At 72.1% G+C, this 22,184-nt stretch carries 23 protein-coding genes; 10 read left to right on the forward strand and 13 right to left on the reverse strand.

The window, feature by feature from the left end; all coding sequences use genetic code 11:
• The first annotated feature begins 58 nt into the window (after positions 1–58).
• Together ACGFRG_RS35880 and msrA are read left to right on the forward strand one after the other, a co-directional pair.
• Positions 59–1,168: a hypothetical protein gene (locus ACGFRG_RS35880; protein WP_361431994.1), complete on the forward strand. Its 1,110-nt coding sequence runs from the start codon at positions 59–61 to the stop codon at positions 1,166–1,168.
• A 162-nt stretch (positions 1,169–1,330) separates the two neighbouring features.
• The gene (gene msrA, locus ACGFRG_RS35885; protein ID WP_361431997.1) at positions 1,331–2,035 is read left to right on the forward strand and encodes a peptide-methionine (S)-S-oxide reductase MsrA; all 705 of its coding nucleotides are present in this window, start codon (positions 1,331–1,333) and stop codon (positions 2,033–2,035) included.
• Positions 2,036–2,083: 48 nt separating this feature from the next.
• Here the strand turns inward: msrA and ACGFRG_RS35890 are convergent, their stop codons facing one another.
• A complete protein-coding gene (locus ACGFRG_RS35890; RefSeq protein WP_393270884.1) occupies positions 2,084–3,253 on the reverse strand; it encodes an AAA family ATPase in 1,170 nt (389 codons plus the stop codon).
• Positions 3,254–3,523: 270 nt separating this feature from the next.
• On the opposite strand from ACGFRG_RS35890, the gene ACGFRG_RS35895 reads away from it, so the two are divergent.
• Positions 3,524–5,098, forward strand: coding sequence for a hypothetical protein (locus ACGFRG_RS35895; protein ID WP_393270912.1), 1,575 nt, complete (start codon positions 3,524–3,526; stop codon positions 5,096–5,098).
• A 147-nt stretch (positions 5,099–5,245) separates the two neighbouring features.
• Here the strand turns inward: ACGFRG_RS35895 and ACGFRG_RS35900 are convergent, their stop codons facing one another.
• Together ACGFRG_RS35900 and ACGFRG_RS35905 are read right to left on the reverse strand one after the other, a co-directional pair.
• Complete coding sequence (locus ACGFRG_RS35900; protein WP_393270887.1) at positions 5,246–5,590, reverse strand: DUF1330 domain-containing protein; 345 nt, start codon at positions 5,588–5,590, stop codon at positions 5,246–5,248.
• Between the two features lie 131 nt (positions 5,591–5,721).
• Positions 5,722–6,759 carry an NAD(P)-dependent alcohol dehydrogenase gene (locus tag ACGFRG_RS35905; RefSeq protein ID WP_393270889.1) on the reverse strand — a complete coding sequence of 346 codons (1,038 nt, stop codon included), beginning with the start codon at positions 6,757–6,759 and terminating at the stop codon, positions 5,722–5,724.
• A gap of 160 nt (positions 6,760–6,919) precedes the next feature.
• Here ACGFRG_RS35905 and ACGFRG_RS35910 point away from each other — a divergent pair, with 160 nt between their 5' ends.
• On the forward strand, positions 6,920–7,816 hold the full coding sequence (locus tag ACGFRG_RS35910; RefSeq protein ID WP_361432006.1) for a helix-turn-helix transcriptional regulator: 897 nt from the start codon (positions 6,920–6,922) through the stop codon (positions 7,814–7,816).
• Here ACGFRG_RS35910 and ACGFRG_RS35915 read toward each other — a convergent pair.
• The 4 genes from ACGFRG_RS35915 to ACGFRG_RS35930 form a co-directional block, all read right to left on the reverse strand.
• Entirely contained in the window at positions 7,791–8,477 is a 687-nt protein-coding gene (locus ACGFRG_RS35915) for an ABC transporter ATP-binding protein (RefSeq protein ID WP_361432008.1), read from the reverse strand. The genes ACGFRG_RS35910 and ACGFRG_RS35915 overlap by 26 nt on opposite strands.
• Before the next feature lie 53 nt (positions 8,478–8,530).
• A complete protein-coding gene (locus ACGFRG_RS35920; protein ID WP_393270892.1) occupies positions 8,531–10,006 on the reverse strand; it encodes an ABC transporter permease in 1,476 nt (491 codons plus the stop codon).
• Between the two features lie 151 nt (positions 10,007–10,157).
• Positions 10,158–11,423 carry an Ig-like domain-containing protein gene (locus tag ACGFRG_RS35925; protein WP_393270895.1) on the reverse strand — a complete coding sequence of 422 codons (1,266 nt, stop codon included), beginning with the start codon at positions 11,421–11,423 and terminating at the stop codon, positions 10,158–10,160.
• A 137-nt stretch (positions 11,424–11,560) separates the two neighbouring features.
• A complete protein-coding gene (locus ACGFRG_RS35930; protein WP_361432015.1) occupies positions 11,561–11,929 on the reverse strand; it encodes a hypothetical protein in 369 nt (122 codons plus the stop codon).
• A 109-nt stretch (positions 11,930–12,038) separates the two neighbouring features.
• Between ACGFRG_RS35930 and ACGFRG_RS35935 the strand changes: the two genes are divergently transcribed.
• Positions 12,039–12,320 carry a hypothetical protein gene (locus ACGFRG_RS35935; RefSeq protein WP_361432018.1) on the forward strand — a complete coding sequence of 94 codons (282 nt, stop codon included), beginning with the start codon at positions 12,039–12,041 and terminating at the stop codon, positions 12,318–12,320.
• Positions 12,321–12,386: 66 nt separating this feature from the next.
• On the opposite strand, the gene hutH is transcribed toward ACGFRG_RS35935, so the two are convergent.
• The 5 genes from hutH to ACGFRG_RS35960 all read right to left on the reverse strand — a co-directional run bounded on the left by hutH (position 12,387) and on the right by ACGFRG_RS35960 (position 18,289).
• The gene (gene hutH / locus ACGFRG_RS35940; RefSeq protein ID WP_361432044.1) at positions 12,387–13,928 is read right to left on the reverse strand and encodes a histidine ammonia-lyase; all 1,542 of its coding nucleotides are present in this window, start codon (positions 13,926–13,928) and stop codon (positions 12,387–12,389) included.
• A gap of 111 nt (positions 13,929–14,039) precedes the next feature.
• The gene (locus ACGFRG_RS35945) at positions 14,040–15,194 is read right to left on the reverse strand and encodes a diguanylate cyclase domain-containing protein (RefSeq protein WP_393270900.1); all 1,155 of its coding nucleotides are present in this window, start codon (positions 15,192–15,194) and stop codon (positions 14,040–14,042) included.
• A gap of 79 nt (positions 15,195–15,273) precedes the next feature.
• Complete coding sequence (locus tag ACGFRG_RS35950) at positions 15,274–16,077, reverse strand: enoyl-CoA hydratase-related protein (protein ID WP_361432047.1); 804 nt, start codon at positions 16,075–16,077, stop codon at positions 15,274–15,276.
• A 40-nt stretch (positions 16,078–16,117) separates the two neighbouring features.
• Entirely contained in the window at positions 16,118–17,278 is a 1,161-nt protein-coding gene (locus ACGFRG_RS35955; protein ID WP_361432022.1) for an adenylate/guanylate cyclase domain-containing protein, read from the reverse strand.
• A gap of 150 nt (positions 17,279–17,428) precedes the next feature.
• Complete coding sequence (locus ACGFRG_RS35960; RefSeq protein ID WP_393270903.1) at positions 17,429–18,289, reverse strand: biotin--[acetyl-CoA-carboxylase] ligase; 861 nt, start codon at positions 18,287–18,289, stop codon at positions 17,429–17,431.
• Positions 18,290–18,443: 154 nt separating this feature from the next.
• On the opposite strand from ACGFRG_RS35960, the gene ACGFRG_RS35965 reads away from it, so the two are divergent.
• The 4 genes from ACGFRG_RS35965 (at position 18,444) to ACGFRG_RS35980 (ending at position 21,141) form a co-directional block, all read left to right on the forward strand.
• Positions 18,444–20,036, forward strand: coding sequence for an acyl-CoA carboxylase subunit beta (locus tag ACGFRG_RS35965; RefSeq protein ID WP_361432028.1), 1,593 nt, complete (start codon positions 18,444–18,446; stop codon positions 20,034–20,036).
• A gap of 15 nt (positions 20,037–20,051) precedes the next feature.
• A complete protein-coding gene (locus ACGFRG_RS35970) occupies positions 20,052–20,258 on the forward strand; it encodes an acyl-CoA carboxylase epsilon subunit (protein ID WP_188276217.1) in 207 nt (68 codons plus the stop codon).
• Between the two features lie 72 nt (positions 20,259–20,330).
• Positions 20,331–20,459, forward strand: a complete 129-nt coding sequence (mmpB, locus tag ACGFRG_RS35975; RefSeq protein ID WP_361432031.1) for a morphogenic membrane protein MmpB — start codon at positions 20,331–20,333, stop codon at positions 20,457–20,459.
• 76 nt (positions 20,460–20,535) lie between these two features.
• A complete protein-coding gene (locus ACGFRG_RS35980; RefSeq protein WP_361432034.1) occupies positions 20,536–21,141 on the forward strand; it encodes a nucleoside triphosphate pyrophosphatase in 606 nt (201 codons plus the stop codon).
• Between the two features lie 98 nt (positions 21,142–21,239).
• Here the strand turns inward: ACGFRG_RS35980 and ACGFRG_RS35985 are convergent, their stop codons facing one another.
• Complete coding sequence (locus ACGFRG_RS35985) at positions 21,240–21,704, reverse strand: hypothetical protein (RefSeq protein ID WP_393270909.1); 465 nt, start codon at positions 21,702–21,704, stop codon at positions 21,240–21,242.
• 387 nt (positions 21,705–22,091) lie between these two features.
• Here ACGFRG_RS35985 and ACGFRG_RS35990 point away from each other — a divergent pair.
• The coding region (locus ACGFRG_RS35990; protein ID WP_280842533.1) for a biotin carboxylase N-terminal domain-containing protein at positions 22,092–22,184 on the forward strand (93 nt) is incomplete at its 3' end.

Below are 22,184 nucleotides of genomic sequence, written 5' to 3' on the forward strand. Positions count from 1 at the left end.
ATCCACAGGGCGGGGCGCGGGTTGGCCAGATGTCCATGGGGTCTGGTTCGCTTGAGGCATGGAGATTCTCTGGATCCTGATCGCCGCGTGCATGCTGGCCATGGTCGGCTCATGGATGATGCGCCGCCGCGGCCGCGGGGCCGGCATCCAGCTGGCCGAGCCCGGCGCGCCCGACGCGGCGGACCCGGCGGCGTACGGCTTCGCGCGCCAGGAGGAGCTGGACGTGCGGCTGCCGGGCCCGGACCAGGACCTCCTGGACGTACTGGACGTGGTGCAGCAGACCCAGGAGTGGCGGGCCGCGTCCCAGCTGCTCGCGGGCACGTCCAAGGAGGGCGAGCTGCGCTGGCAGCGCGTGCAGGCCTTCGCGGGCGCGGCGTCCCTGGAGCTGGCGCAGCGCCCCGGCGTGGGCGGCGCGTGGCTGCGCAAGTGGCGCTCGGAGGCGCCCAAGGACGCGGGCGCGGCGCAGGTGCACGCGGAGTTCCTGGTGCAGCAGGCATGGCGCTCGTCGTCGGCCGGCAAGGACGACTTCCGGATCATCCTGGAGGAGGCGCGCACGGTCTGCGCCGAGGCCGCGCTGCTGGCCCCGGGCGACCCGGTCCCGTACATCACGGAGCTGGCGGTGGCGCGCGGACTGGCGTATCCGCACGCGGAGTTCGAGCAGCTGTGGGCCAAGGTGATCGACCGCGCGCCGCAGCACATGGGGGCGCATCTGTCGGCGCTGCACTACTGGTGCGAGAAGTGGCACGGCTCGCGCGAGCTGGCGGACGAGTTCGCGACGTCGGCGGCGGCGCGGGCCCCGCGCGGCTCGCTGCTGTCCGCGCTGCCGCTGTTCGCGGTGTACGAGCACATGGGCGACATCGTCCTGGTCAACGACTTCCACCGCACGGCGGTGGTGAGCCGTGCGATGGAGGGCGCGCTGCACGCGGTCCACGCGGCCCGCCCCGACGACCCGGTCCTCGCGCACGTGCGCCACCTGCTCGCCTTCTTCCTGGTCGGCGCCCAGCGCTGGTCCGAGTCGATGGACCAGTTCGTCCACCTCGACGGCTATGTGGGCGCGCTCCCGTGGACGCTGTCCGAGGACCCGGCGGGGCAGTACGCGATATACCGCGCGCTGGCGGTGGCGGGGTACGAGGCGAACGGGGGGAACCCGGCGACCCTGCCGAGGTAGCCGGGCCCGCGGCCGGGAGCCGGGGCCGGGAGCCGCAGCCGGGCCCGCGGCCGGGGTCCGGAATCCCCCGCACCCCCGAAACGTTGAACGGGTTGCAGCCGACCGAATCGACCGCGGCCGGACCGCAGCCGACACGACCCGCCTGGCGGAGGAGCCCCCGCGATGTTCCTGAACCGTACGCCCGTACTCCCCACCCCCGAGGAGGCCCTCAAGGGCCGCCCCGAGCCGGAATTCACCGTTCCGTCCCGCCACACGGTCCTCGGCAACCCGCTGCTCGGCCCGTACCCCGAGGGCCTGGAGGTAGCGGACTTCGGCCTCGGCTGCTTCTGGGGCGCCGAGCGCAAGTTCTGGCAGACCGAGGGCGTGTGGACGACCCTGGTCGGCTACCAGGGCGGCGCCACCCAGAACCCCGCGTACGAAGAGGTCTGCTCGGGCCTGACGGGCCACACGGAGGTGGTCCGCGTGGTCTTCGACCCGAAGATCGTCTCGTACGCGTCTCTGGTGAAGCTCTTCTGGGAGTCCCACAACCCGACCCAGGGCTTCCGCCAGGGCAACGACGTGGGCACCCAGTACCGCTCCGCGATCTACACCCACACCCCGGAGCAGGCCACGGTGGCGGCGGCGTCCCGCGAGGCGTACCAGCAGGTCCTGACGGCGGCGGGCCATCGCGAGATCACCACGGAAATCCTCCCGGCCGAGGGCCGCACGTTCTACCCGGCGGAGCCGTACCACCAGCAGTACCTCGACAAGAACCCGGACGGGTACTGCGGGATAGGCGGGACGGGAGTCAAGCTGAGCGAGCCCTTCGAGACCAACTGGGGAGCGTCGTGCCCGACGGGTATCGCTCCCGCTCCCAGCGAGGGCTAGAGGGACGGGAGGCCGTACGGCGATGTCACGCGTGCACCGGTGACAGCGTCACCGCTTGGGCCAATGCCAAAGCGGCTCGTCCAGTACCCCTTGGCCCCGCACCGCCGTCTGGCCGAACTCCTTGACCAGTTCTATGACGTTGGCCCGGCGCGACAGCAGGTCGGCCAGGGGGCGGGCGTGGGTGACCACCAGTAGTTGGGTGTGGGTGGTCGCCTTGTGGATCAGGGCGGCCAGGGGTGGGAGCAGGTCGGGGTGGAGGCTGGTCTCCGGCTCGTTCAGGACCATCAGGGCCGGTGGGCGCGGGGTGAGCAGGGCCGCGACCCACAGCAGGTAGCGCAGGGTGCCGTCGGAGAGTTCCGCCGCGGTCAGGGGGCGGAGCAGGCCGTGCTGGCGCAGGTGGAGTTCGAAGCGGCCGCCGACCACGTCGATCTCGACGCGGCTGCCCGGGAACGCCGCGTCCACCGCCTCGTCCAGCCCCTCGCGGTCGCCGGTCTCCCGGATCGTCTGGAGCGCGGCGGCGAGGTCGGCGCCGTCGCCGCTCAGGACCGGCGTACGGGTGCCGACGTGGGTGCCACGGGCGGGCGCGTGCGCGTCGGTGCGTACGTGGTCGTAGAAGCGCCACGCGCGGACGCGTTCGCGCACCGCCAGCACGTCGGGGGCCCGCTGCGGGTCGGCGAGTTCGCCCAGCATCGAGTCGTACGGACGGATCTCGCCCGCCGAACGCTGCCAAGTGCCGTCGGCCGAGCGCACCTTCACCGCCTGACCGGCCCGCTCGGAGAGCACGGTCGCCGGGCGCAGCACCGGGCCGCTCCAGATCGACTCGCGTTTGATCTCCGGGTCGAGCATGAAGAGCGAGCCGGGGTGGCCCGCCGCGCCGCCGGGGTGGCCGAAGTCGACCGCGTAACCGAAGTCGTCCCCCGCGAATCCGAGGCGGAGGCTGACCGGTTCGGTGCGCACCGTGCCCTGGAGCGGGCTGCGGCCCTCGCGCACCGAGCGGCCGGTCTTCTCCGGGCCCGCCCACAGCGTCGACGGCAGCCCGCCCTCGCGCGCGAGGGCCGCGACCGCGCCCCCGCGCGCGGAGTCGGCGAGCAGCCGCAGGGCACGGTACAGGGACGACTTCCCGGTCCCGTTGGCGCCTGTCACCACGTTGAGGCGGTCGAGGCGTACGACCAGGTGCCTCAGTGAGCGGTAGTTCTCGACGGCGAGCGTGCTGATCATGTCTTCGAGGGTAGGGATCGGGTCTGACAATCGCCCTCCGAGGCGAGGCCGTGGACGAGGCGGTGGACGAGGCCGTCGAGCGGCGCGGGAAAACCATCACTGGGTGTGTCAGTGCGGGACCGTAGGGTTGGCGAGGTGGGCATCAGCCAAGTCCTGCGGATCGACAGGGCCGACAAGGCCGGGAGGACTGACAGGACCGACGGGACCGATCCGGTCGGGGGCGGGGCCGGCTCGCCGTCGCGGGGCGGACGGCCGCGGCCCGAATGGCGCGTGCCCGCCGTCGTGACCGCGCTGGCCGTTCCGCTGTACGTGGTGTGGGCGCTGCTCCTCGCGAGCGGCGGCGGCGACCTCGCGGCCCAGTTCGCCTGGGCGGGTTTCGCGGCCCGGCATCCGGTCTCCGCGTACAACCTCTCCTGGTACGGCGGCGCGCACACCGCCAACTACAGCCTGCTCACGCCCTGGTTGATGGCCGCCTTCGGAGTGCGGGCGGTGTCGGTGGCGGCAGGGCTTTCGGGTACGTGGCTGATGGCCCTGCTGTTCGTACGGGCGGCGGGCGCGCGGGACGAGCGGGGCGGCGACGGGCCCTGGCGGGGGCTGTGGCCCGCGCTGCTCGCGGCGGCCGCGCTCTGGTGCAATGTCGTCTCGGGGCGGACCACCTTCGCGGTGGGGGTGTCGTTCGCCCTGGTCGCCTGTCTGTTCGTGCAGCGGGGCGGACCCGGAGCGCGGCTGGTGCTCGCGTGTGCGAGCACTGCTCTCGCCACCATGGCCAGCCCCGTCGCCGGGCTCTTCCTGCTCGTCGTCGGCGCCGCCTACGGGCTCGACCGGCAGTGGGCGAAGGCCGCCGCGCTGATCGCGGCGCCGTGCGCGGTCGTCGCCGCCACCACGCTGCTCTTCCCCTTCGAGGGCGAACAGCCCATGGCGCTGCGCAAGGTGTGGATGCCGCTGGCCGTCTGCGCCGCGCTGCTGCTCGCCGCGCCCGCCGCCCGTACGTGGAAGGTGGTACGGATAGGGGCCGCCGTGTACGCGGTCGGTGTGGTGCTCACGTTCCTCGTCGCCTCGCCCGTCGGGTCGAACGTGGAACGGCTCGTCGGGCTCGCGGGGCCGCCCGTTCTGCTCGCGGCGCTCCTCGCGCCCGGCCTCACCAGGACGCGGCGGATCGTGCTGGCCGTGACGCTGGTCGTCTCCGTCAACTGGCTGCGCGACAAGACGCTCGACGACATACGGGTCTCCACCGTCACGCCCGCGTGGGCGGCGCACACGGACGGGCTGGTCGGTGAGTTGCGGCGGCTCGGCGCGGACCGGACGCGGGTCGAGGTCGTCCCGGCGCGCAACCACCGCGAGGCCGCGGTGCTCGCCGCGGACGTCAATGACGCGCGCGGCTGGAACCGGCAGCTGGACGTGGAGCGCGGGCGGCTGTTCTACGACGGGTCGTTCACGTCGGCGCGGTACCGGGCCTGGCTCGATCGGTGGGCCGTCGGGTACGTCGCCGTGCACGACGGGCTGCCGGACGGGCCCGCCACTGCCGAGGCCGCGCTCGTTCGGGACCGGCCGCCGTGGCTGGAGCATGTGTGGCGGGACGCGCACTGGACGGTGTACCGGGTGCGGGACGCCGTGCCGTTGGTTTCCGCGCCGGGGGCGGCTGTGGGGGGCGATGACGCGACGCTCGTCGTGCGGATGCCGCGTGCCGGGTCGGCGACTGTGCGGATCGCCTATTCGCCGTGGTTGCGGGCGAGTGGGGGGGCGTGTGTGTCGCGCGAGGGGGAGTTCGTCCGGCTCACCGTGCCTCGGGCCGGGGAGTATCGGCTCGACTCGCCCTATCGGTGGCCTCGGGGCGGGAAGTGCTAGGCGCACGGCGGGGCGGATTCCCGGTGCGGGTTGTGGGCGCCTGCTCACTCCCCCAAGTTCTCGGCTCCGCTCGAACAGGGGGACCCCCATCGCGGCGCAGCCGCACATGTCACAGCCTCGCGCCCCTGTAGGGCGCCCGGCGCCCCGCTACGCCGCCTGCGCCCGCAGTGCCGCTGCCGTGCTCGCCGGGTCGTAGCCCTCGCCCACTCCCTCCACCAGCACCAGGTCCCCCTCTATGTGGTCCGTGCGCAGGGGGATCAGGGACTGGTACGCCGGGGAGTGATACCACGCCCGGGCCGCCGTCATGTCGGGGAAGGCGACGATCACCAGGGCGTTCGGCCAGGTGCCCTCGCGGACTTCCAGGGTCGCGCCGTGGACCAGGAAGCGGCCGTCGAAGGGGTCGAGGGTGGACTGGATGGTCTCCATGTAGACGAAGACGTCCTCGGCCACGGTCGCGGTCGGGCGCAGGTTGGCGATGGCGTACGCGGTCATGGCGGTGGTCTCCTCGTTCGGCGGTCGACGCCCGGACGGCCCGGTGCGGCGATGCCCCGATCCTGCCGGGGCACCGCCGCACGGTCGATTACCTCTGGCGTAAGGCAGACCGCCGCACGCAGGACAGACCGTCAGATCGTCGCCGCGTCGATCACGAACCGGTACCGGACGTCGCTCGCCAGCACCCGCTCGTACGCCTCGTTGACCTGCTCCGCGCGGATCAGCTCGATCTCCGCGCCCAGGCCGTGCTCCGCGCAGAAGTCCAGCATCTCCTGGGTCTCCGCGATGCCGCCGATCATCGAACCGGCGAGGATCTTGTTGCCGCCGATGAGGCCGAACATGTTGAGCGCGTTCGGCTCCTCGGGGGCGCCGACGTTCACCAGCGCGCCGCCGGGCTTCAGCAGCGAGAGGTAGGCGCCGAGGTCCAGCGGGGCCGAGACCGTGGAGACGATCAGGTCGAGCGAGCCCGCGAGCTTCTCGAAGGTCTCCGGGTCGCTCGTCGCGTGGAAGTGGTCCGCGCCGAGCTTCAGGCCGTCCTCCTGCTTGCGCAGCGTCTGGCTGAGCACGGTCACCTCGGCGCCGAGCGCGTGCGCGATCTTGACGCCCATGTGGCCGAGGCCGCCGAGCCCGAGGATCGCGACCTTCTTGCCGGGCCCCGCCTGCCAGCGGCGCAGCGGCGAGTACAGCGTGATCCCGGCGCACAGCAGCGGCGCCGCCACGTCCAGGGAGAGGCTGTCGGGGATGCGCAGGGCGAAGCGCTCGTCGACGACGACGTGGGTGGAGTAGCCGCCGTAGGTGGGCTCGCCGTCGCGGCCGATGGCGTTGTAGGTGCCGACGCCCTGGGCGCAGAACTGCTCCTGCCCGGCCCGGCACTGCTCGCACTCGCCGCAGGAGTCGACGAAGCAGCCGACGCCGACCCGGTCGCCGACCGCGTACTTGGTCACGGCCGAGCCGGTCTCGGCGACCACGCCCGCGATCTCGTGGCCGGGCACCATCGGGAAGATGGCCTCGCCCCATCCCTCGCGGGCCTGGTGGATGTCGGAGTGGCAGATGCCCGCGAACTTGATCTCGATCAGGATGTCGTGCGCGCCGACGGGGCGGCGCTCGATGGTGGTGCGCTCCAGCGGTGCCTTGGCGGCGGGGGCGGCGTAGGCGGCGACGGTGGTCATTGCCTTCTCCTCAAGATCTCGGATACGTCCACCACGGTGCCGTGTCCGGGGCCTGTCACCCAGCCCCCTGGTCTGCGTACGTACGCCGTGCGTACCACCGGCGTGCGTACTACTGGCAGGGTCAGGCTCCCGGTCGTACGACGGCGGATACTGGGATGTCATGGACCAGCGTTCCGAACTCAGCGAATTCCTCCGCTCCCGCCGGGCCCGGCTCAAGCCCGGGGACGTGGGGCTGCCCGACTTCGGGCGGCACCGGCGGGTGCCGGGGCTGCGCCGGGAGGAGCTGGCACAGCTGGCCGGGGTGTCGGTCGCGTACTACACCCGCCTTGAGCAGGGGAACGGGCAGAACGTGTCGGCCGAGGTGCTGGACGCGATCGCCCGGGCGCTGCGGCTGACCGACGCCGAGCAGCAGCATCTGACCCACCTCGCCAAGCCGACGGCGAAGAAGAAGCGGGCGGCGATGGCCCGCCAGCAGCGGGTGCGGCCGGAGCTCCAGCATCTGCTGGACTCGATGGAGTCGGTTCCGGCGTACCTGCTGGGCCGCCGGCTCGACCTGCTGGCCTGGAACCGGATGGCGGCCGCCCTGATCGGCGATTTCGTCGAGCTTCCGCCGGAGGAGCGCAACCTCGCCCGGCACATCTTCCTCGACCCGACCGCCCGCGAGCGGTACCTGGAGTGGGACGACAAGGCAGCCGAGGTGGTCGGCGTGCTGCGGCTGTGCGCGGGCTGCTACCCGGACGACCCGCTGCTCACGGCGCTGGTCGGCGAGCTGTCGGTCAAGAGCGACGAGTTCCGTACGCTCTGGGCCGCCCACACCGTGCGCCAGAAGGGCCACGGGAGCAAGCGGCTGCACCACCCGGTGGTGGGTGAGCTGACGCTCTCGTACGAGACGCTGAAGATGCCCGACGAGCACGATCTGTCGCTGGTGACGTACTACGCGGAGCCCGGTTCGGCCGCGGCCGACTCGCTGCGGCTGCTCGCGAGCTGGGCGGCGGCCCCCGAGACCCTGCCCGGGGACCGCCCGACACCCGTCACGCCGCCGACGCGTTCTCCGTGATCGTCACCCGGCCCTTGCGGATGACCGCGAGGCGCGGGGCGCGGCGGGCCAGGGCCGTGTCGTGGGTGACCATGACGAAGGTCAGCTGGTGCTCCTTCCAGAGCCCTTCCAGCACCTCCATGATCTCGTCGCGCATGCCCTCGTCGAGGTTGCCGGTGGGCTCGTCGGCGAGCAGCACCTTGGGGCGCTTGACGACCGCGCGGGCGATGGCGACGCGCTGCTGCTGACCGCCGGACATCTCGCCGGGCAGATGCGTGAGCCGCTCGCCCAGGCCCACCGAGGCCAGCGCCTCGGCCGCGCGCTCACGGCGGTCGGCGGCCTTGAGGCCGAGCGGGACGAGCGCGGTCTCGACGTTCTCCTGGGCGGTGAGCGTCGGGATCAGGTTGAAGCTCTGGAAGACGAAGCCGATGGACTCGGCCCGCACCTTGGTGAGCCGGGCCTCGGGCAGCCGGCCGAGGTCGACGCCGTCGAGGACGACGCTGCCCTCGGTAGGCCGGTCGAGCCCGCCCAGCATCTGGAGCAGGGTGGACTTGCCGCCGCCGGTGGGCCCCTGGATGACCAGGCGCCCGCCGTCCTCGATGGTCAGATCGACTCCGTCGAGCGCGTCGATGGTGTCCTTGCCCCGCCGGTACCGCTTGGTGACGCCGCTGAGTTCATACATGACCCGGGGTCGGTTCCTTTCGTACGTACGTGAGTCGGGCGATGCGCGGACGGCTACTCGACGCGGCGCAGGGCGTCCGCCGGGCGCAGCCGGGAGGCGCGCCAGCCGCCGAAGCCGCCCGCGACGAGACCGCCCGCGACCGCGAGGGCCACGGCGAGGCCGATGGTGGTGAGGGAGACCGGCGCGGTCAGCGCGATGTCGACGGTCCTGGCCGCGGCCCGGCGCGCGAAGCCGCCGCCACCACCGAAGCCGCCCCCACCGAAGCCACCGCCTGCGCCACCTCCGCTGTTACCGCCCCCGCCACCGAGCTGGGCGGTGAGCGTCGGGCTGATCGCGGTGACCGCGTACGCGCCCGCGAGGCCGAGACCGATGCCGAGGGCACCGCCCAGCAACCCGTTGACCAGGGCTTCTCCGACGACCTGGCGGGTGACCCGGCCGCTCTTCCAGCCGAGCGCCTTGAGCGTGCCGAACTCCCGCACCCGGCGGCTGACCGCCGACGAGGTGAGCAGCCCGGCCACCAGGAAGGCGGCGACGAGCACGGCGACCGAGAGCCACTTGCCGACGTTGGAGGCGAGGCTGGAGGCGGTGGACAGCGAGCCGGAGACGGTGTCGGCGAGGTCGGCGGAGGTGGTGACCGTCGTGCCCGGGACGTTCTTCTGGATCGCCGACTTCACCCCGGCGATCCGCTGCGAGTCGGCGGCCTTGACGTACACCGTGGTGATCTTGTCCTTGGCGCCCGCGAGCGTCTGCGCCTCGCCGAGCGGCAGATAGACGTTGGCGGCGGCGTTCCCGCTGTCGGCGGTGGCCAGGCCGATGATCGTGTACTTGGTGTCGGAGATGGTGACGCTGCCGCCGGTGGCCAGCTGCTTCTCCTTGGCGTACGCGCTGTCGACGACCGCGACCTTGCCGGCGCCCTCGTCGCCGCGGAAGGTACGGCCCGAGGTGATCCTGGAGGAGGTCAGCGGGCCGAGCTGCTGCTTGGTGACGTCCGTGCCGTACACGGTGAAGGAGTTGACGTCGAAGGAGGCGCCGCCGCCCTGGACCTCGCCCTGCGGGCCGCCGCCGCCCGAGCCGCGCCGGGCCTTCTGCTGCTGGCGGTACTGCTTGAACTGGCCGGGCGTGAACTGGCCGTTGACCTTCAGGACGGTGAGGTTGAGGCCGCCGACCGCGTCCGCGACGCCGTCCTGCCTGTCCACCTGACCCACCGTCGACGACACGAGGGTCTGGAAGCCCTGCACCATCACCCGGTCGCCGCTCTGGTCGCCGCTGCCGCCGCTTCCCTTGGCGTCGAACCTGAAGTGCGGACGGCCGCCGTCCGAAGAGCCGGGCGGGGGCGCGGCCTTGGTGACGGTCATGTCGGTGCCGAGGCCGTAGAGCGACTGCAGGACCTTTCCCTGCGCCCGGGTCATCCCGGCCGACACCGAGCTGACCACGATCACCAGCGCGATGCCCAGAGCGAGCCCCGACGCGACGACGAGCGCCGCTTTTCTGCGGCGGCGCAGCTCGCGCCGGAGATAGGTGAAGAACATGGGCGCGAAGGTAGGCGCGAGGAGTGATGGGGAGTTAAGGCCGCGATGAGAGCGCCATGAGAACCCTCGGTGGGGACCCGGCGCACGGACGTACGGCAGCGGCCGCGCACCGGAAACCGGGCGCGGCCGCTGTCGTACGGACCGAAGGGGCTCAGGCGGCCGAGCCGGCCTGCCAGGCCGACCAGCTCATGTTCCAGTCGCTGAAGCCGTTGTCGGGCGCGATGGTCTTGTCGCCGGTGTTCTTGACGACGACCACGTCACCGACGATGGAGTGCTCGTAGAACCAGGCACCCGCGGTGCCCGAGTCGTTGGCGCCCTTGGTGTCGGACAGGCCGACGCAGCCGTGGCTGGTGTTGACGCTGCCGAAGATGGACTTGTCGCCCCAGTAGTTGCCGTGGATGAACGTGCCGGAGGCGGAGAGCCGCATGGCGTGCGGGACGTCCTTGATGTCGTACTCGCCCTTGCCGTCACCGTCGGTGAAGCCGACCGTGGCGCCGTTCATCCGGGTCTCCTTGAACTTCTCGGAGATCACCATCGTGCCGTTGTACGTCTTGTGGTCGGGCGCGCCGGCCGAGATCGGGATGGTCTTGACCGTCTTGCCGTCCTGGGTGACGGTCATCTGGTGCGTGTTGGCGTCGACCGTCGAGACCTGGTTGCGGCCGATCTTGAAGGTGACCGTCTTCTCCTGGACGCCGGTGATGCCGTTGGACGCCTCGACGCCGTCCAGGTTGAGCTTGATCGTCACGGTCGAGCCGGACTTCCAGTAGTCCTGCGGCCGGAAGTCCAGGCGCTGCGCGCCGAACCAGTGGCCGACGACCTCCTGGCCGCTGCTGGACGTCACCGTGATGTGGGACTGGACGTCCTTCTTGTTGGTGATCGCCTTGTCGAAGTTGACCGAGACCGGCATGCCCACGCCGACCGTCGAGCCGTCCTCCGGCGTGAAGTTGCCGATGAAGCTGTTGCTGGGCGAGACCGTCGAGAAGGAGGCGTTCTCGTGGGCCTCGCGGCCCTTCGCGTCCTTGGCGGTCGCCATGATCTTGTACTTGGCGGAGCGCTTCAGCTGCTTGTCCGGCGCCCAGCTCGCGCCGTCCGCCGAGATCTTGCCCGTGACCGCGGTGCCGTCGGCCGAGGTCATGGTCACCGAGGTCAGCTTGCCGTCGGCGACGGTGACCTTGGTGCCGTTGTTGATGCCGACGTTGTCGGCGCCGTTCTTGGGCGTGATGGTGATCTTCGCGTCGGAGGTGTCCTTCTCGGCCGCCTTGTCGACCTGGGACTGTGACGTCTTCGAGGTGTCGGCGCCGCCCTTGTCCTTGGCACTGTCGTTGCAGGCCGACAGCACCAGTACGCCGCCGACGACGGCGGACACGACCACAAGGCCCTTGCGCCGCTTGCTCTCCGTTATCACACGCTTCTCCATCGTTGCCGGTCCCCCAAGCCATCGACTGAACAACATAGCCACTGAGGCTGTGGTTCCTTTTCCGGAGGAGATGTGGGAAAGCCCACCCGGCAGCGCCACCCGGGCCGGGTGACCCCGGCCCTGCGGCTCCGCGGACGCTACGGCCTCGGGCTGTCGTCCCCGTCCGCGCCGTCCGCCCCGTCCTCCTCGTCACTCTCATCTTCCTCGTCGAGGTCCCAGTCCTCGTCGTCGGGGTCGTACTCGATCTCCTCGCTGCTCCACGAGGCCTGGGCGAGCTCCACCCCCGGCACCTCGGCGATCAGGTCGAACGGATCGACCAGGTACGCCAGAGCCTCCGCCTCGTCTTCCCGCACCGCCGACTCGGCATGCGCGCGTTCCAGGTCCGGAAGGAGTTCGTCCGCCGTGATGCGCTCCAGGGCCGCGCCCGTCAGCGCCTCCGTGTCGTCGATCTCCAGGATCAAATCAACCCGGAGGCGGACATAACGTGGTGTCTCTTCAGTGGTCATGCGACGGAGCGTAGGGCCGGCGGCCGCCGCGACTTTCCTGCGACCCGCTGCTTTCACTAGCATCGGCACACACCACCAATTCGCCGTATCCACAAGGGGGATCGACCAGGTGCCCATCGCTCGTCGGCCGCTGCTCACCGCCACCGCGGCGGGCTCGCTGCTCTGCGCCCTGTGGTTCGTGCCGTCCGCCAACGCCACGGACGCGCCCGGCAAGCCGCAGTCGGCCCCGGCCCACTCGTCGGCGGCCGCGTCCGGTCCGGAGTCGGACCTCGCCCTCGCCGACACGGGCAGCGTGGACACGTCCCCGTACCTCTTCGGCGGCACGCTGTTCCTGGGCGTGGGCGCCGGGTTCGTCGCGTTCTCGGTCCGGCGGGCGCGCCGGCAGTACTGAGCGCGCGGGAGACCGTACGGCAAAGGGCGCCCCGGAATCCGGGGCGCCCTTTGCCGTACGTACGGATCAGGCCAGCGGGCCCGTCACCGGCTCCACGGCGGCGACCAGCTGACCGCTGCGGACGAACGCGTCGGCGGCGGCCAGGTCGGGCGCCAGGAAGCGGTCCGGGCCGGGGCCGCCGACACCGGCCGCGCGGGCGGCCGTGATGGCGGCCTGCGAGGCGGGCGCGGGGGTCAGACCGTGGCGCAGCTCGATGCCGCGGGTCGCCGCGTACAGCTCGACGGCGATGATCCGGGTCAGGTTGTCGATCGCGGTCCGCAGCTTGCGGGCGGCCGACCAGCCCATGGAGACGTGGTCCTCCTGCATGGCGGAGGACGGGATCGAGTCGGCGGACGCCGGGACGGCCAGCCGCTTCATCTCGCTGACCAGGGCGGCCTGGGTGTACTGGGCGATCATCAGGCCGGAGTCGACACCGGCGTCGTCCGCGAGGAACGGCGGCAGGCCGTGCGACCGGTTCTTGTCGAGCAGCCGGTCGGTGCGGCGCTCGGCGATCGAGCCGAGGTCGGCGGCGGCGATGGCGAGGAAGTCCAGGACGTACGCGACGGGGGCGCCGTGGAAGTTGCCGTTGGACTCCACGCGTCCGTCCGGCAGGACGACCGGGTTGTCGACGGCCGAGGCGAGCTCGCGCTCGGCGACGGTCAGGGCGTACGCGATGGTGTCGCGGCCTGCGCCCGCGACCTGGGGCGCGCAGCGCACCGAGTAGGCGTCCTGGACGCGCGGGGCCTCGTCCTGCTGGAAGTGCCCGGTCAGGCCCGAACCCTTCAGCACGGACAGCATGTTGGCGGCCGAGGCGCCCTGGCCCGGGTGCGGGCGGATGGCGTGCAGCTCGGGCGCGAGGACCTTGGCGGTGCCGAGGAGCGCTTCGAGGGAGAGGGCCGCGGTGATGTCGGCGGAGGTGTAGAGCTTCTTCAGGTCCGCGATGGCCATGACCAGCATGCCGAGCATGCCGTCGGTGCCGTTGAGCAGGGCCAGGCCCTCCTTCTCGCGCAACACGACGGGCTCGATGCCGGCCTCGGCGAGCAGTTCGCCGGCCGGGCGGACGGTGCCGTCGGGGCCCTCCGCGTCGCCCTCGCCCATCAGCGTCATCGCGCAGTGCGAGAGCGGCGCGAGGTCGCCGGAGCAGCCGAGCGAACCGTACTCGTGGACGACGGGGGTGATCCCGGCGTTCAGGATGTCCGCCATGGTCTGCGCGACGGACGGGCGTACGCCGGTGTGGCCCGAGGCGACGGTCTTCAGCCGCAGGAACATCAGCGCGCGCACGACCTCGCGCTCCACGCGCGGGCCCATGCCCGCGGCGTGCGAGCGCACGATGTTGCGCTGGAGCTGGGCGCGCAGGTCGGGGCTGATGTGCCGGGTGGCGAGGGCGCCGAAGCCGGTGGAGACGCCGTACACCGGCTCCGGCTTCGCCGCGAGGGCGTCGACGATCTCGCGGGCCTTGGCGAGGGCGTCGAGGGCGTCGGCCGAGAGCTCGACCCTGGCGTTGTGGCGAGCGACGGCGACGACATCCTCGGGGGTCGTCCCGGACGTCCCCACCACGACAGTGTGCATATCCATATTCAGCAGCGTACGGATTGAATCGACGCCTGTCACTAGTGGGCGGGGGCAGGACCCCTTACGACCCCGGTCGGCCGTCCGCGACCGCCCTACGCGCCGCCCCGCTCATCCCCGGCCCCGGAACCGCCTGCGTTCCGCCCGCTCCGGAACCGGCGCGTCCGCCAGCGGGACCACCGCGTCGTCCCGGCCCGCCACCACCGGCTTCGGCGACCGGGCCGCCTTCGCCCGGTACTGGGCCGCGTCCGCCAGGCGGAACAGCCGGCGGGCCGAGCGGACCGGGCCGATCGGGTCGCCCGTGGAGGCCACCCCGCACGCCACGCCCTCACCCAGCTCCAACTCGCCTGCCCGCAGACACAGTTCGTCCGCCACCCGGACCACCTCCTGCGCCGTCGGACCCAGCGTCAGGAGGCAGAACTCGTCGCCGCCCAGGCGCGCGGCGAGCGCGCCCGGGAGCATCGCACCGCACAGGGAGAGCACCGAGCCGAAGCGCTCAAGCAGCCGGTCGCCCACCGCGTGACCCCGTGTGTCGTTCACCCGCTTGAGGCCGTTCAGGTCGCAGACGACCAGGCTCACCACCACCCCGTCCCGCCGGTGCGCCTCGATCGCCTCGTCGAGACGTACGTCCACCGCGCGGCGGTTGGCCAGACCCGTCAGCGGGTCGGTGAAGGCGAGGCGGCGGACCTCCTCCAGGCGTTCCGTCTGGGCGATCCCCGCCGCCGCCACGGAGGCGAGGACCGTCGCGAAGTCGGCGTCCTTGGCGTCGAAGACGGGCTCGCCCAGCGGGCGGGCCACATACAACTCGCCCCACGCCCGCCCGTGCAACACGATCGGCGCGACCACGCAGCAGCCGCGCCCGCGCCGGCGCAGGGCCGTCACCCGCTCGTGGCAGTAGCCCGCCGAGTCCCCGGGCCCGGCCGCCGTCTCCACCCACGCGTTGGGCTCGCCCCCGCCAGCCCACCGCTCGTGCAGGAACTCGGTGATCTCGGGGAACTGGTGCACCGGATACGTCTCGTCCTCCGGGAACTCCTCCTCCCCCTCGGCCCGTTCGCCCGCGTTCACCAGCACCCGCAGCCGCCCCAGCTCCCGCTCCCAGGTGGAGAGCGCGGCGAAGTTCCCGCCGAGCGCGTCGCGCGCGCCGAGCGCCGCCGCCCGCCAGGACTCGCGCGGGGTGTGGGCCGCCGCCATGGCCTGCGCCAGCGACACCACGGCCTTCAGCCGTACGTCCTCGGCCCCGCCCACACCCTCACCCTCACCGCGCATCCCTACAGCTTAGGGAGGTTTGCCCCGTTTTGACCCGCTGGCCGGGCCAGCCGTTCCTCCCCGTCGGCCCGCGTGCCCGCTACTCCCCGGGCCACTGCGGCTTCCGCTTCTCGTTGAACGCCGCCACGCCCTCCGCCCGGTCCCCGGAGAAGGCCACCGACCGCCAGGCCGCATCCTCGACCTCCAGGCCCGCCCGCAGGTCGAGGCCGTGGCCGAGCCGCATCGCCCGCTTGGCCGCCCGCAGCCCGACCGGCGAGTTCGCGGCGATCCGCGCGGCGAGCGCCAGCGCCTCGGTGCGGTCCTCGCCCGCGCCGACGAGCACGTCGACCAGGCCGAGCTCACGCGCCTCGGCCGACTCCACCCGCCGCGCGGTGAAGACCAGTTCGGCCGCCCGGGCCGCCCCCACCCGCCGGGGCAGCAGCTGCGTACCGCCGCCGCCGGGAATGACGCCGACCGACACCTCGGGCAGCCCGACGACGGCCGTCGCGTCCGCCACGATCAGATCGCAGGCCAGCGCCAGCTCGAAGCCGCCGCCGAGCGCGAAGCCGTGCACGGCCGCGATCGTCGGCATCGGCAGATCGAGCACGCCGGTGTAGCAGGCACGCGCGGTCGGGCGCTGGCGCACGAGCTCGGCGTCGGTGAAGGAGTTACGTTCCTTCAGGTCCGCGCCCACGCAGAACGCCCGCTCGTGCGTCGAGGTCAGCACGGTCGCGCGCACCTGCGCGTCGGCCGCGAGCGCGTCGCAGGCGGCCGCGATCGAGCGGGCCATCTCGGACGAGACGGCGTTCATCGCCTTGGGCCGGTCCAGAACCAGCTCGGCGACATGCTCATGCCGCCGCACGGCCACGAACTCCCCGTACCGCTGCTCATCCGTACCCATCAGACCCTCCCGACGACGTTAACGAACGTTACGTCGGGAGATCCTAGGCTCCACGCCTGTGCAGCATCCAGGGCTCCACCACGCCGAGCCCACGGACCGGCCGCTGCCACATCGGCTGGAGGGCGAAGCGGTACTTGGGGGGCTCCTCGCCCTCCTTCTCCGCCGCCGCGGCCTCCTCGGCCGCCTGCGCCTCCGAGGCCGGAGCGTCCCCGGACCGGGTCAGCTCCTCCGCGAAGGCGCCGTCGACCAGCACCGAGTCCTTCGGCGCTATCGAGGTGAGCCTGCTGGCGAGGTTCACGGTCGTGCCGAAGACATCGCCCATCCGGGTGGTGACCGTGCCGAACGCGATGCCGACGCGCAGCGCCGGCATCGTCTCGTCATGGCTCATGGTCTCGATCAGCCGGAGCGATATCTCGGCGGCGGTCCCGGCGTCGTCGGCCGCGAACAGGACCTCGTCGCCGAGCGTCTTGATGAGCCGGCCGCCGTGCGCCGCGACCAGGTCGGCCGCGGTCGTCTCGAACGCCTCGACCAGCTCGCCCAGCTCCTCCTCCTCAAGGCGCCGGGTCAGCCGGGTGAACCCGACGAGGTCGGCGAAGCCGACGGCGAGCCGCCGGTCGACCATCTCCTCGTCGTCGGCGGCCTGCACCACCCGCCCGGTCGCGGCGGCGAGCTGGCGCCGCCACACATAGACCAGGAACTCCTCCAGCTCCGGCAGCAACAGCTCGACCAGCGGATACGTGACTTCCGTACGGGTCATACCGGGCTCGGGCGGCTCGGTCAGGCCCTCCAGGAAGGAATCGATCTGCCACTCCGCCAGCCGGGCGGTGGTCTGCCCGGTGGAGCGCGCCACCTGGACGGCCATCGGCTCGCTGAGCAGCCCCGCCTCGACCAGACCGGCGAGCCGCCGCAGCGCGAGCACGTCCGCCTCGGTGAGCGCCTTGGCCTGCCCGATGTCGGCGAACCCCATGGCCCGCCAGAACCGCGAGGCCAGCTCCATGGAGACGCCGGCCGTACGGGCCGCCTGGAACGGCGTGTAGCGGCGGTCGGCGCCGAGGATCAGCTGCTCCAGCCGGATGGCGAGCGGGTCGTGGGTCGGCTCGGCGGTGTGGTCCACGGCGTGGTGCGGGGTCGGGTACGCGGAGCTGGGTGCCGGTTCCGACGGAGGGCGGCCCCCCTCGCCGGACTGCTTGTCGTCGACGGTCACCAGCCGCCTCCTGCCCGTTCCCTGCGCATTCCCTGCCGATCTGTCGCTGGATCGGGCTCCACGATACGGCAGGTGTGCCGTAGCTCACGTCCCCGCGCCCTGTCGACTCTCCGCCAGGGTGGTGCTCCCGCCACCCGTCGGCCCGGCGCGTCAGCTCCCGGCGGGGCGCAGGTGGACGATGTCGCCCGCCGCCACAGGCTCCCGTACGCCGTCCTGCGTGGCCAGGACCAGCCGCCCGTCGCCGTCGACCGCGACCGCCTCGCCGGTCAGGGAGCGGTCGCCCGGCAGCTCCGCGCGCACGCTGCGGCCGAGCGTCGCGCAACCCGCCGTATACGTTTCCTGCAACCGGGACGCCGCCGGGTCGCCGCCCGCCTCGCGCCAGTCCACGTACCACTGCTCCAGGCCGCGCAGCACCGCCCGCAGCAGCGTGTCGCGGTCGGTGGAGACCGCGCCGGCCAGCGCCAGGGAACCGGCGGCGGGCACCGGGAGTTCGTCGGCGCGCAGCGACACGTTGAGGCCGATGCCGACCACCACCGCGTCGTCGCCCGCGCGCTCGGCCAGGATCCCGCCCGCCTTGCGCTCCTCGCCGCCGACCGTGACCAGCAGGTCGTTGGGCCACTTCAGCGCGGTGTCGACGCCCGCCGCGCGGGACAGACCGGTGGCCGCCGCGACCCCGGTGAGCAGCGGCAGCCAGCCCCAGCGGTCCACCGGGACGCCCGGGCCGGGCTTGAGCAGGACGGAGAAGAACAGACCCGAGCGCGCGGGCGCGGTCCAGCTGCGGTCGAGGCGGCCCCGGCCCGCCGTCTGCTCCTCGGCGACCAGGACCGCCCCCTCGGGAAGCGAGGCCGCCTTGGCCGCGAGGTCGGAGTTGGTGGAGCCGGTCTCCTGGACCACCTCCAAGGAGGTCCACAGGGCGCCGGGCCGCACCAGCGCGTGGCGCAGGGCGGCGGCGTTGAGAGGCGGCCGGTCGAGGTCGGTCCAGCGGCTGTCGGGTGCGTCCGAGGGCGTCATGAAGCCAGGTTAGGCGGGAGAAGAACCGGTTCGGGCGCACCTGCGCAAGCGCGCGCCGGTGTGGCCAACGACGCACTGCCGAACGGTATCCGCGCCACTACCCTACGAGTCAGTAGCCAGCCGAACCCGTGACCAGGCAGGGAGCCGCATCCCGATGTCCGAGCCGGAAAAGACCGACATCCACACCACCGCGGGCAAGCTCGCGGATCTGCAGCGCCGGATCGGCGAGGCAACGCACGCCGGCTCCGAACGCGCTGTGGAAAAGCAGCACGCGAAGGGCAAGTTGACCGCCCGTGAGCGGGTCGACCTGCTCCTCGACGAGGGCTCGTTCGTCGAGCTCGACGAGTTCGCCCGGCACCGCTCGACCAACTTCGGGATCGAGAAGAACCGCCCGTACGGCGACGGTGTCGTCACCGGTTACGGAACCGTCGACGGCCGTCCCGTCTGCGTCTACTCCCAGGACTTCACCATCTTCGGCGGCTCGCTCGGCGAGGTCTACGGCGAGAAGATCGTCAAGGTCATGGACTTCGCGCTGAAGACCGGCTGCCCGGTCATCGGCATCAACGACGGCGGCGGCGCCCGGATCCAGGAAGGCGTGGTCGCGCTCGGCCTGTTCGCCGAGATCTTCCGCCGCAACGTGCACGCGTCGGGCGTGGTGCCGCAGATCTCGCTGATCGTCGGCCCGTGCGCGGGCGGCGCGGTGTACTCGCCGGCCATCACCGACTTCACGGTGATGGTCGACCAGACCTCGCACATGTTCATCACCGGCCCGGACGTCATCAAGACGGTCACCGGCGAGGACGTCGGCTTCGAGGAGCTGGGCGGCGCCCGCACCCACAACACCACCTCGGGCGTGGCGCACCACATGGCGGGCGACGAGAAGGACGCCATCGAATACGTCAAGTCGCTGCTGTCCTACCTGCCGTCGAACAACCTGAGCGAGGCCCCGGCGTTCCCCGAGGAGGCCGACCTCGAAGTGTCGGACACCGACCGGGAGTTGGACACCCTCATCCCGGACTCGGCGAACCAGCCGTACGACATGCACACGGCTATCGAGCACGTCCTGGACGACGGCGAGTTCCTGGAGACCCAGGCCCTGTTCGCGCCGAACATCCTCACCGGCTTCGGGCGCGTCGAGGGCTACCCGGTCGGCATCGTCGCCAACCAGCCGATGCAGTTCGCGGGCTGCCTGGACATCGACGCGTCCGAGAAGGCCGCGCGGTTCGTGCGCACCTGCGACGCGTTCAACGTCCCCGTCCTCACCTTCGTCGACGTGCCCGGCTTCCTGCCCGGCGTCGACCAGGAGTACGGCGGCATCATCCGGCGCGGCGCCAAGCTGATCTACGCGTACGCCGAGGCCACGGTCCCGCTGATCACGGTCATCACCCGCAAGGCGTTCGGCGGGGCGTACGACGTCATGGGCTCCAAGCACCTGGGCGCCGACCTCAACCTCGCCTGGCCGACCGCGCAGATCGCGGTGATGGGCGCGCAGGGCGCGGTCAACATCCTGCACCGCCGCACGATCGCGGCCGCCACGGACCCTGAAGAAGCAGAGGCGACCCGCGCCGAGCTGATCGCGGACTACGAGGACACGCTCCTCAACCCGTACATCGCGGCCGAGCGCGGCTACGTCGACGCGGTGATCATGCCGTCCGACACCCGGGCGCACATCGTGCGGGGGCTGCGTCAGCTGCGTACGAAGCGGGAAAGCCTTCCCCCGAAGAAGCACGGCAACATTCCCCTCTAGGCCCCGAGGAGCCTCATGATCAAGGTCGTACGGGGCAATCCGACCCCGGAGGAGCTGGCCGCCGCACTGGCGGTGGTCCGGGCGCGCGCCGCGGCGACGGCGTCGGTGTCGTCCGGCGCGCCGCTGCCCCCGGAGGAGTGGTCCACCCCCGCCCGCATCGCCCGCCACCCGGTCCCGAGACCGGGTCCGCGCGCGTGGGCCCGCACGTACTGGCCCGCCTAGGCGCTTCGTCGCGGGGCGCCTGAGTACGGGTACTCAGGCGCCCCGGCCGGTTCCGGCCGCAGTATCGAAGGCATGCTGTGGTCCGACCCGAAGAACGAGCCGCCGAAGGAACTGCGCGAGGCACAGGCGAAGATGCGCCGCGCGGGGCTGGTGCTGGCGCTGCTGATGATGTTCGCGATGCTGGTGCTGAGCGTGCACTGACGGCTGACGTGCGGGGACGCCGTACCCCCTCGGGGCCGGGCCGGGGCGCTGTCCACGGCTGTCTACGATGGCCGGTATGACTTCCGCCGCACGCCGTCTCGTCCTCGCCTCCGCCTCGCCCGCCCGGCTCGGTCTGCTGCGTCAGGCCGGGCTCGCGCCCGAGGTGATCGTCAGCGGGGTCGACGAGGACGCCCTCACCGCGCCCACGCCCGGCGAGCTGGCCCTCGTGCTGGCCGAGGCGAAGGCCGACGCGGTGGCCGCCCGCCCCGAGGCCGCCGGGGCCCTGCTGATCGGCTGCGACTCGGTCCTGGAGCTGGACGGCGAGGCGCTGGGCAAGCCCGCCGACGCCGAGGAGGCCACGGCCCGCTGGAAGTCCATGCGCGGCCGCGCGGGCGTGCTGCGCACCGGCCACTGCGTGATCGACACCGCGACCGGGGCCCGCGCCTCGGCCACCGCCTCCACCACGGTCCGCTTCGGCGAACCGAGCGACGCGGAGATCGCCGCGTACGTGGCGAGCGGCGAACCCCTGCACGTGGCGGGCGCGTTCACCCTGGACGGCCGCTCGGCCCCGTTCGTGGACGGCATCGACGGCGACCCGGGCAACGTCATCGGCCTCTCCCTGCCCCTGCTGCGCAAGCTGCTCGCGGAACTGGGAATCGGCATCACGGACCTCTGGGCGTAGCGGCGGTCCGGCGCGGTACCGCGTGCCTTGAGGGGCGCGGGGAACCGCGCGAGCAACCCAGCACGGTCCGCAGCCGAAACGACCGCACCCGCGGAGCGCTACGCGGTCGCAGGGCTGGGCGGGGTGCCGTTCTCCGTCGGGATCTCCGCCGGTTCCCCGTCCTCCGGCTCCGCCGGCGCCGCGTACATCATCAGGACGAGCACGATCAGGGCCAGCACGACCATCATGAAGGCGAACGCGGTCCAGCCCACCAGGCCGACCGTCAGCGCGCCGAGCACGCCGTGCACCACCGCGCAGCTGATCAGCAGGATCCGGCCGAAGCGCCCCGGCGCCCGGTCGCGCAGGCCGATGAGCAGCATGACCACCCCGCACGCGGCGAGATAGAACCCGAAGACGCCGCCCATGGCGTACGTGCTGTTCTTCATCGTGTCCGAGGAGACGCCGCCGAGGGACATGTTCTGCTGATGGACGACCCGGCCGAGGAACCAGTTGATCAGCACGATGCCGAGGGCTTCGCCCAAGAGAACGATCGCGGCCACCACGGCCACCGGTCTGCGCGCCATGGGCGCACCACCCCCTGCTTCCTGCAACGTGCCCCTGTTACCGGTAGTACGTCTGACATCGCGAACGCTACTAACGGGTAAACCCATGGGCAAGGGTCCCGACGCGACCTCGAACGGGACCTTTCACTCGCAAAGAATCATTCGGCCATTCGTAGGGACTCCACAAAGAATGTGAGCCGCCCGCTGGCCGGGCGGACAGAGACCTTGACCACACCGGAACGCTAATGTGCCGGACAGGGACCCGGCGTACCGTGGTGCGACAAGGGATTTCGTGACACGAGCGAGCCCCGGATCACACTCCGTGTGGGCAAGCTCACCACAGGGGACGGGTCGTGAGTCGGTGTACGGCTTCCCTAAACTCAGCTTGTTTTCAAGGAGGGAGCCATCGTGCGCAAGGTGCTCATCGCCAACCGTGGCGAAATCGCTGTCCGCGTTGCCCGAGCCTGCCGGGACGCCGGGATCGCCAGCGTAGCCGTCTAC

It is taken from the genome of Streptomyces sp. NPDC048696 (assembly GCF_043198895.1).
Taxonomy (GTDB): Bacteria; Actinomycetota; Actinomycetes; order Streptomycetales; family Streptomycetaceae; genus Streptomyces.

What these genes read in the sequence shown, in the direction of transcription:
- ACGFRG_RS35915 (WP_361432008.1), bottom strand. Translation starts at nt 8,477, where the DNA reads ATGTATGAACTCAGCGGCGTCACCAAGCGGTACCGGCGGGGCAAGGAC.
- ACGFRG_RS35910 (WP_361432006.1), top strand. Translation starts at nt 6,920, where the DNA reads ATGGACCAGCGTTCCGAACTCAGCGAATTCCTCCGCTCCCGCCGGGCC.
- ACGFRG_RS35970 (WP_188276217.1), top strand. Translation starts at nt 20,052, where the DNA reads ATGATCAAGGTCGTACGGGGCAATCCGACCCCGGAGGAGCTGGCCGCC.
- hutH (WP_361432044.1), bottom strand. Translation starts at nt 13,928, where the DNA reads ATGCACACTGTCGTGGTGGGGACGTCCGGGACGACCCCCGAGGATGTC.
- msrA (WP_361431997.1), top strand. Translation starts at nt 1,331, where the DNA reads ATGTTCCTGAACCGTACGCCCGTACTCCCCACCCCCGAGGAGGCCCTC.
- ACGFRG_RS35980 (WP_361432034.1), top strand. Translation starts at nt 20,536, where the DNA reads ATGACTTCCGCCGCACGCCGTCTCGTCCTCGCCTCCGCCTCGCCCGCC.
- ACGFRG_RS35905 (WP_393270889.1), bottom strand. Translation starts at nt 6,759, where the DNA reads ATGACCACCGTCGCCGCCTACGCCGCCCCCGCCGCCAAGGCACCGCTG.
- ACGFRG_RS35880 (WP_361431994.1), top strand. Translation starts at nt 59, where the DNA reads ATGGAGATTCTCTGGATCCTGATCGCCGCGTGCATGCTGGCCATGGTC.
- ACGFRG_RS35900 (WP_393270887.1), bottom strand. Translation starts at nt 5,590, where the DNA reads ATGACCGCGTACGCCATCGCCAACCTGCGCCCGACCGCGACCGTGGCC.
- ACGFRG_RS35965 (WP_361432028.1), top strand. Translation starts at nt 18,444, where the DNA reads ATGTCCGAGCCGGAAAAGACCGACATCCACACCACCGCGGGCAAGCTC.
- ACGFRG_RS35890 (WP_393270884.1), bottom strand. Translation starts at nt 3,253, where the DNA reads ATGATCAGCACGCTCGCCGTCGAGAACTACCGCTCACTGAGGCACCTG.
- ACGFRG_RS35930 (WP_361432015.1), bottom strand. Translation starts at nt 11,929, where the DNA reads ATGACCACTGAAGAGACACCACGTTATGTCCGCCTCCGGGTTGATTTG.
- ACGFRG_RS35925 (WP_393270895.1), bottom strand. Translation starts at nt 11,423, where the DNA reads ATGGAGAAGCGTGTGATAACGGAGAGCAAGCGGCGCAAGGGCCTTGTG.
- ACGFRG_RS35945 (WP_393270900.1), bottom strand. Translation starts at nt 15,194, where the DNA reads ATGCGCGGTGAGGGTGAGGGTGTGGGCGGGGCCGAGGACGTACGGCTG.
- mmpB (WP_361432031.1), top strand. Translation starts at nt 20,331, where the DNA reads ATGCTGTGGTCCGACCCGAAGAACGAGCCGCCGAAGGAACTGCGCGAG.
- ACGFRG_RS35985 (WP_393270909.1), bottom strand. Translation starts at nt 21,704, where the DNA reads ATGGCGCGCAGACCGGTGGCCGTGGTGGCCGCGATCGTTCTCTTGGGC.
- ACGFRG_RS35920 (WP_393270892.1), bottom strand. Translation starts at nt 10,006, where the DNA reads ATGTTCTTCACCTATCTCCGGCGCGAGCTGCGCCGCCGCAGAAAAGCG.
- ACGFRG_RS35960 (WP_393270903.1), bottom strand. Translation starts at nt 18,289, where the DNA reads ATGACGCCCTCGGACGCACCCGACAGCCGCTGGACCGACCTCGACCGG.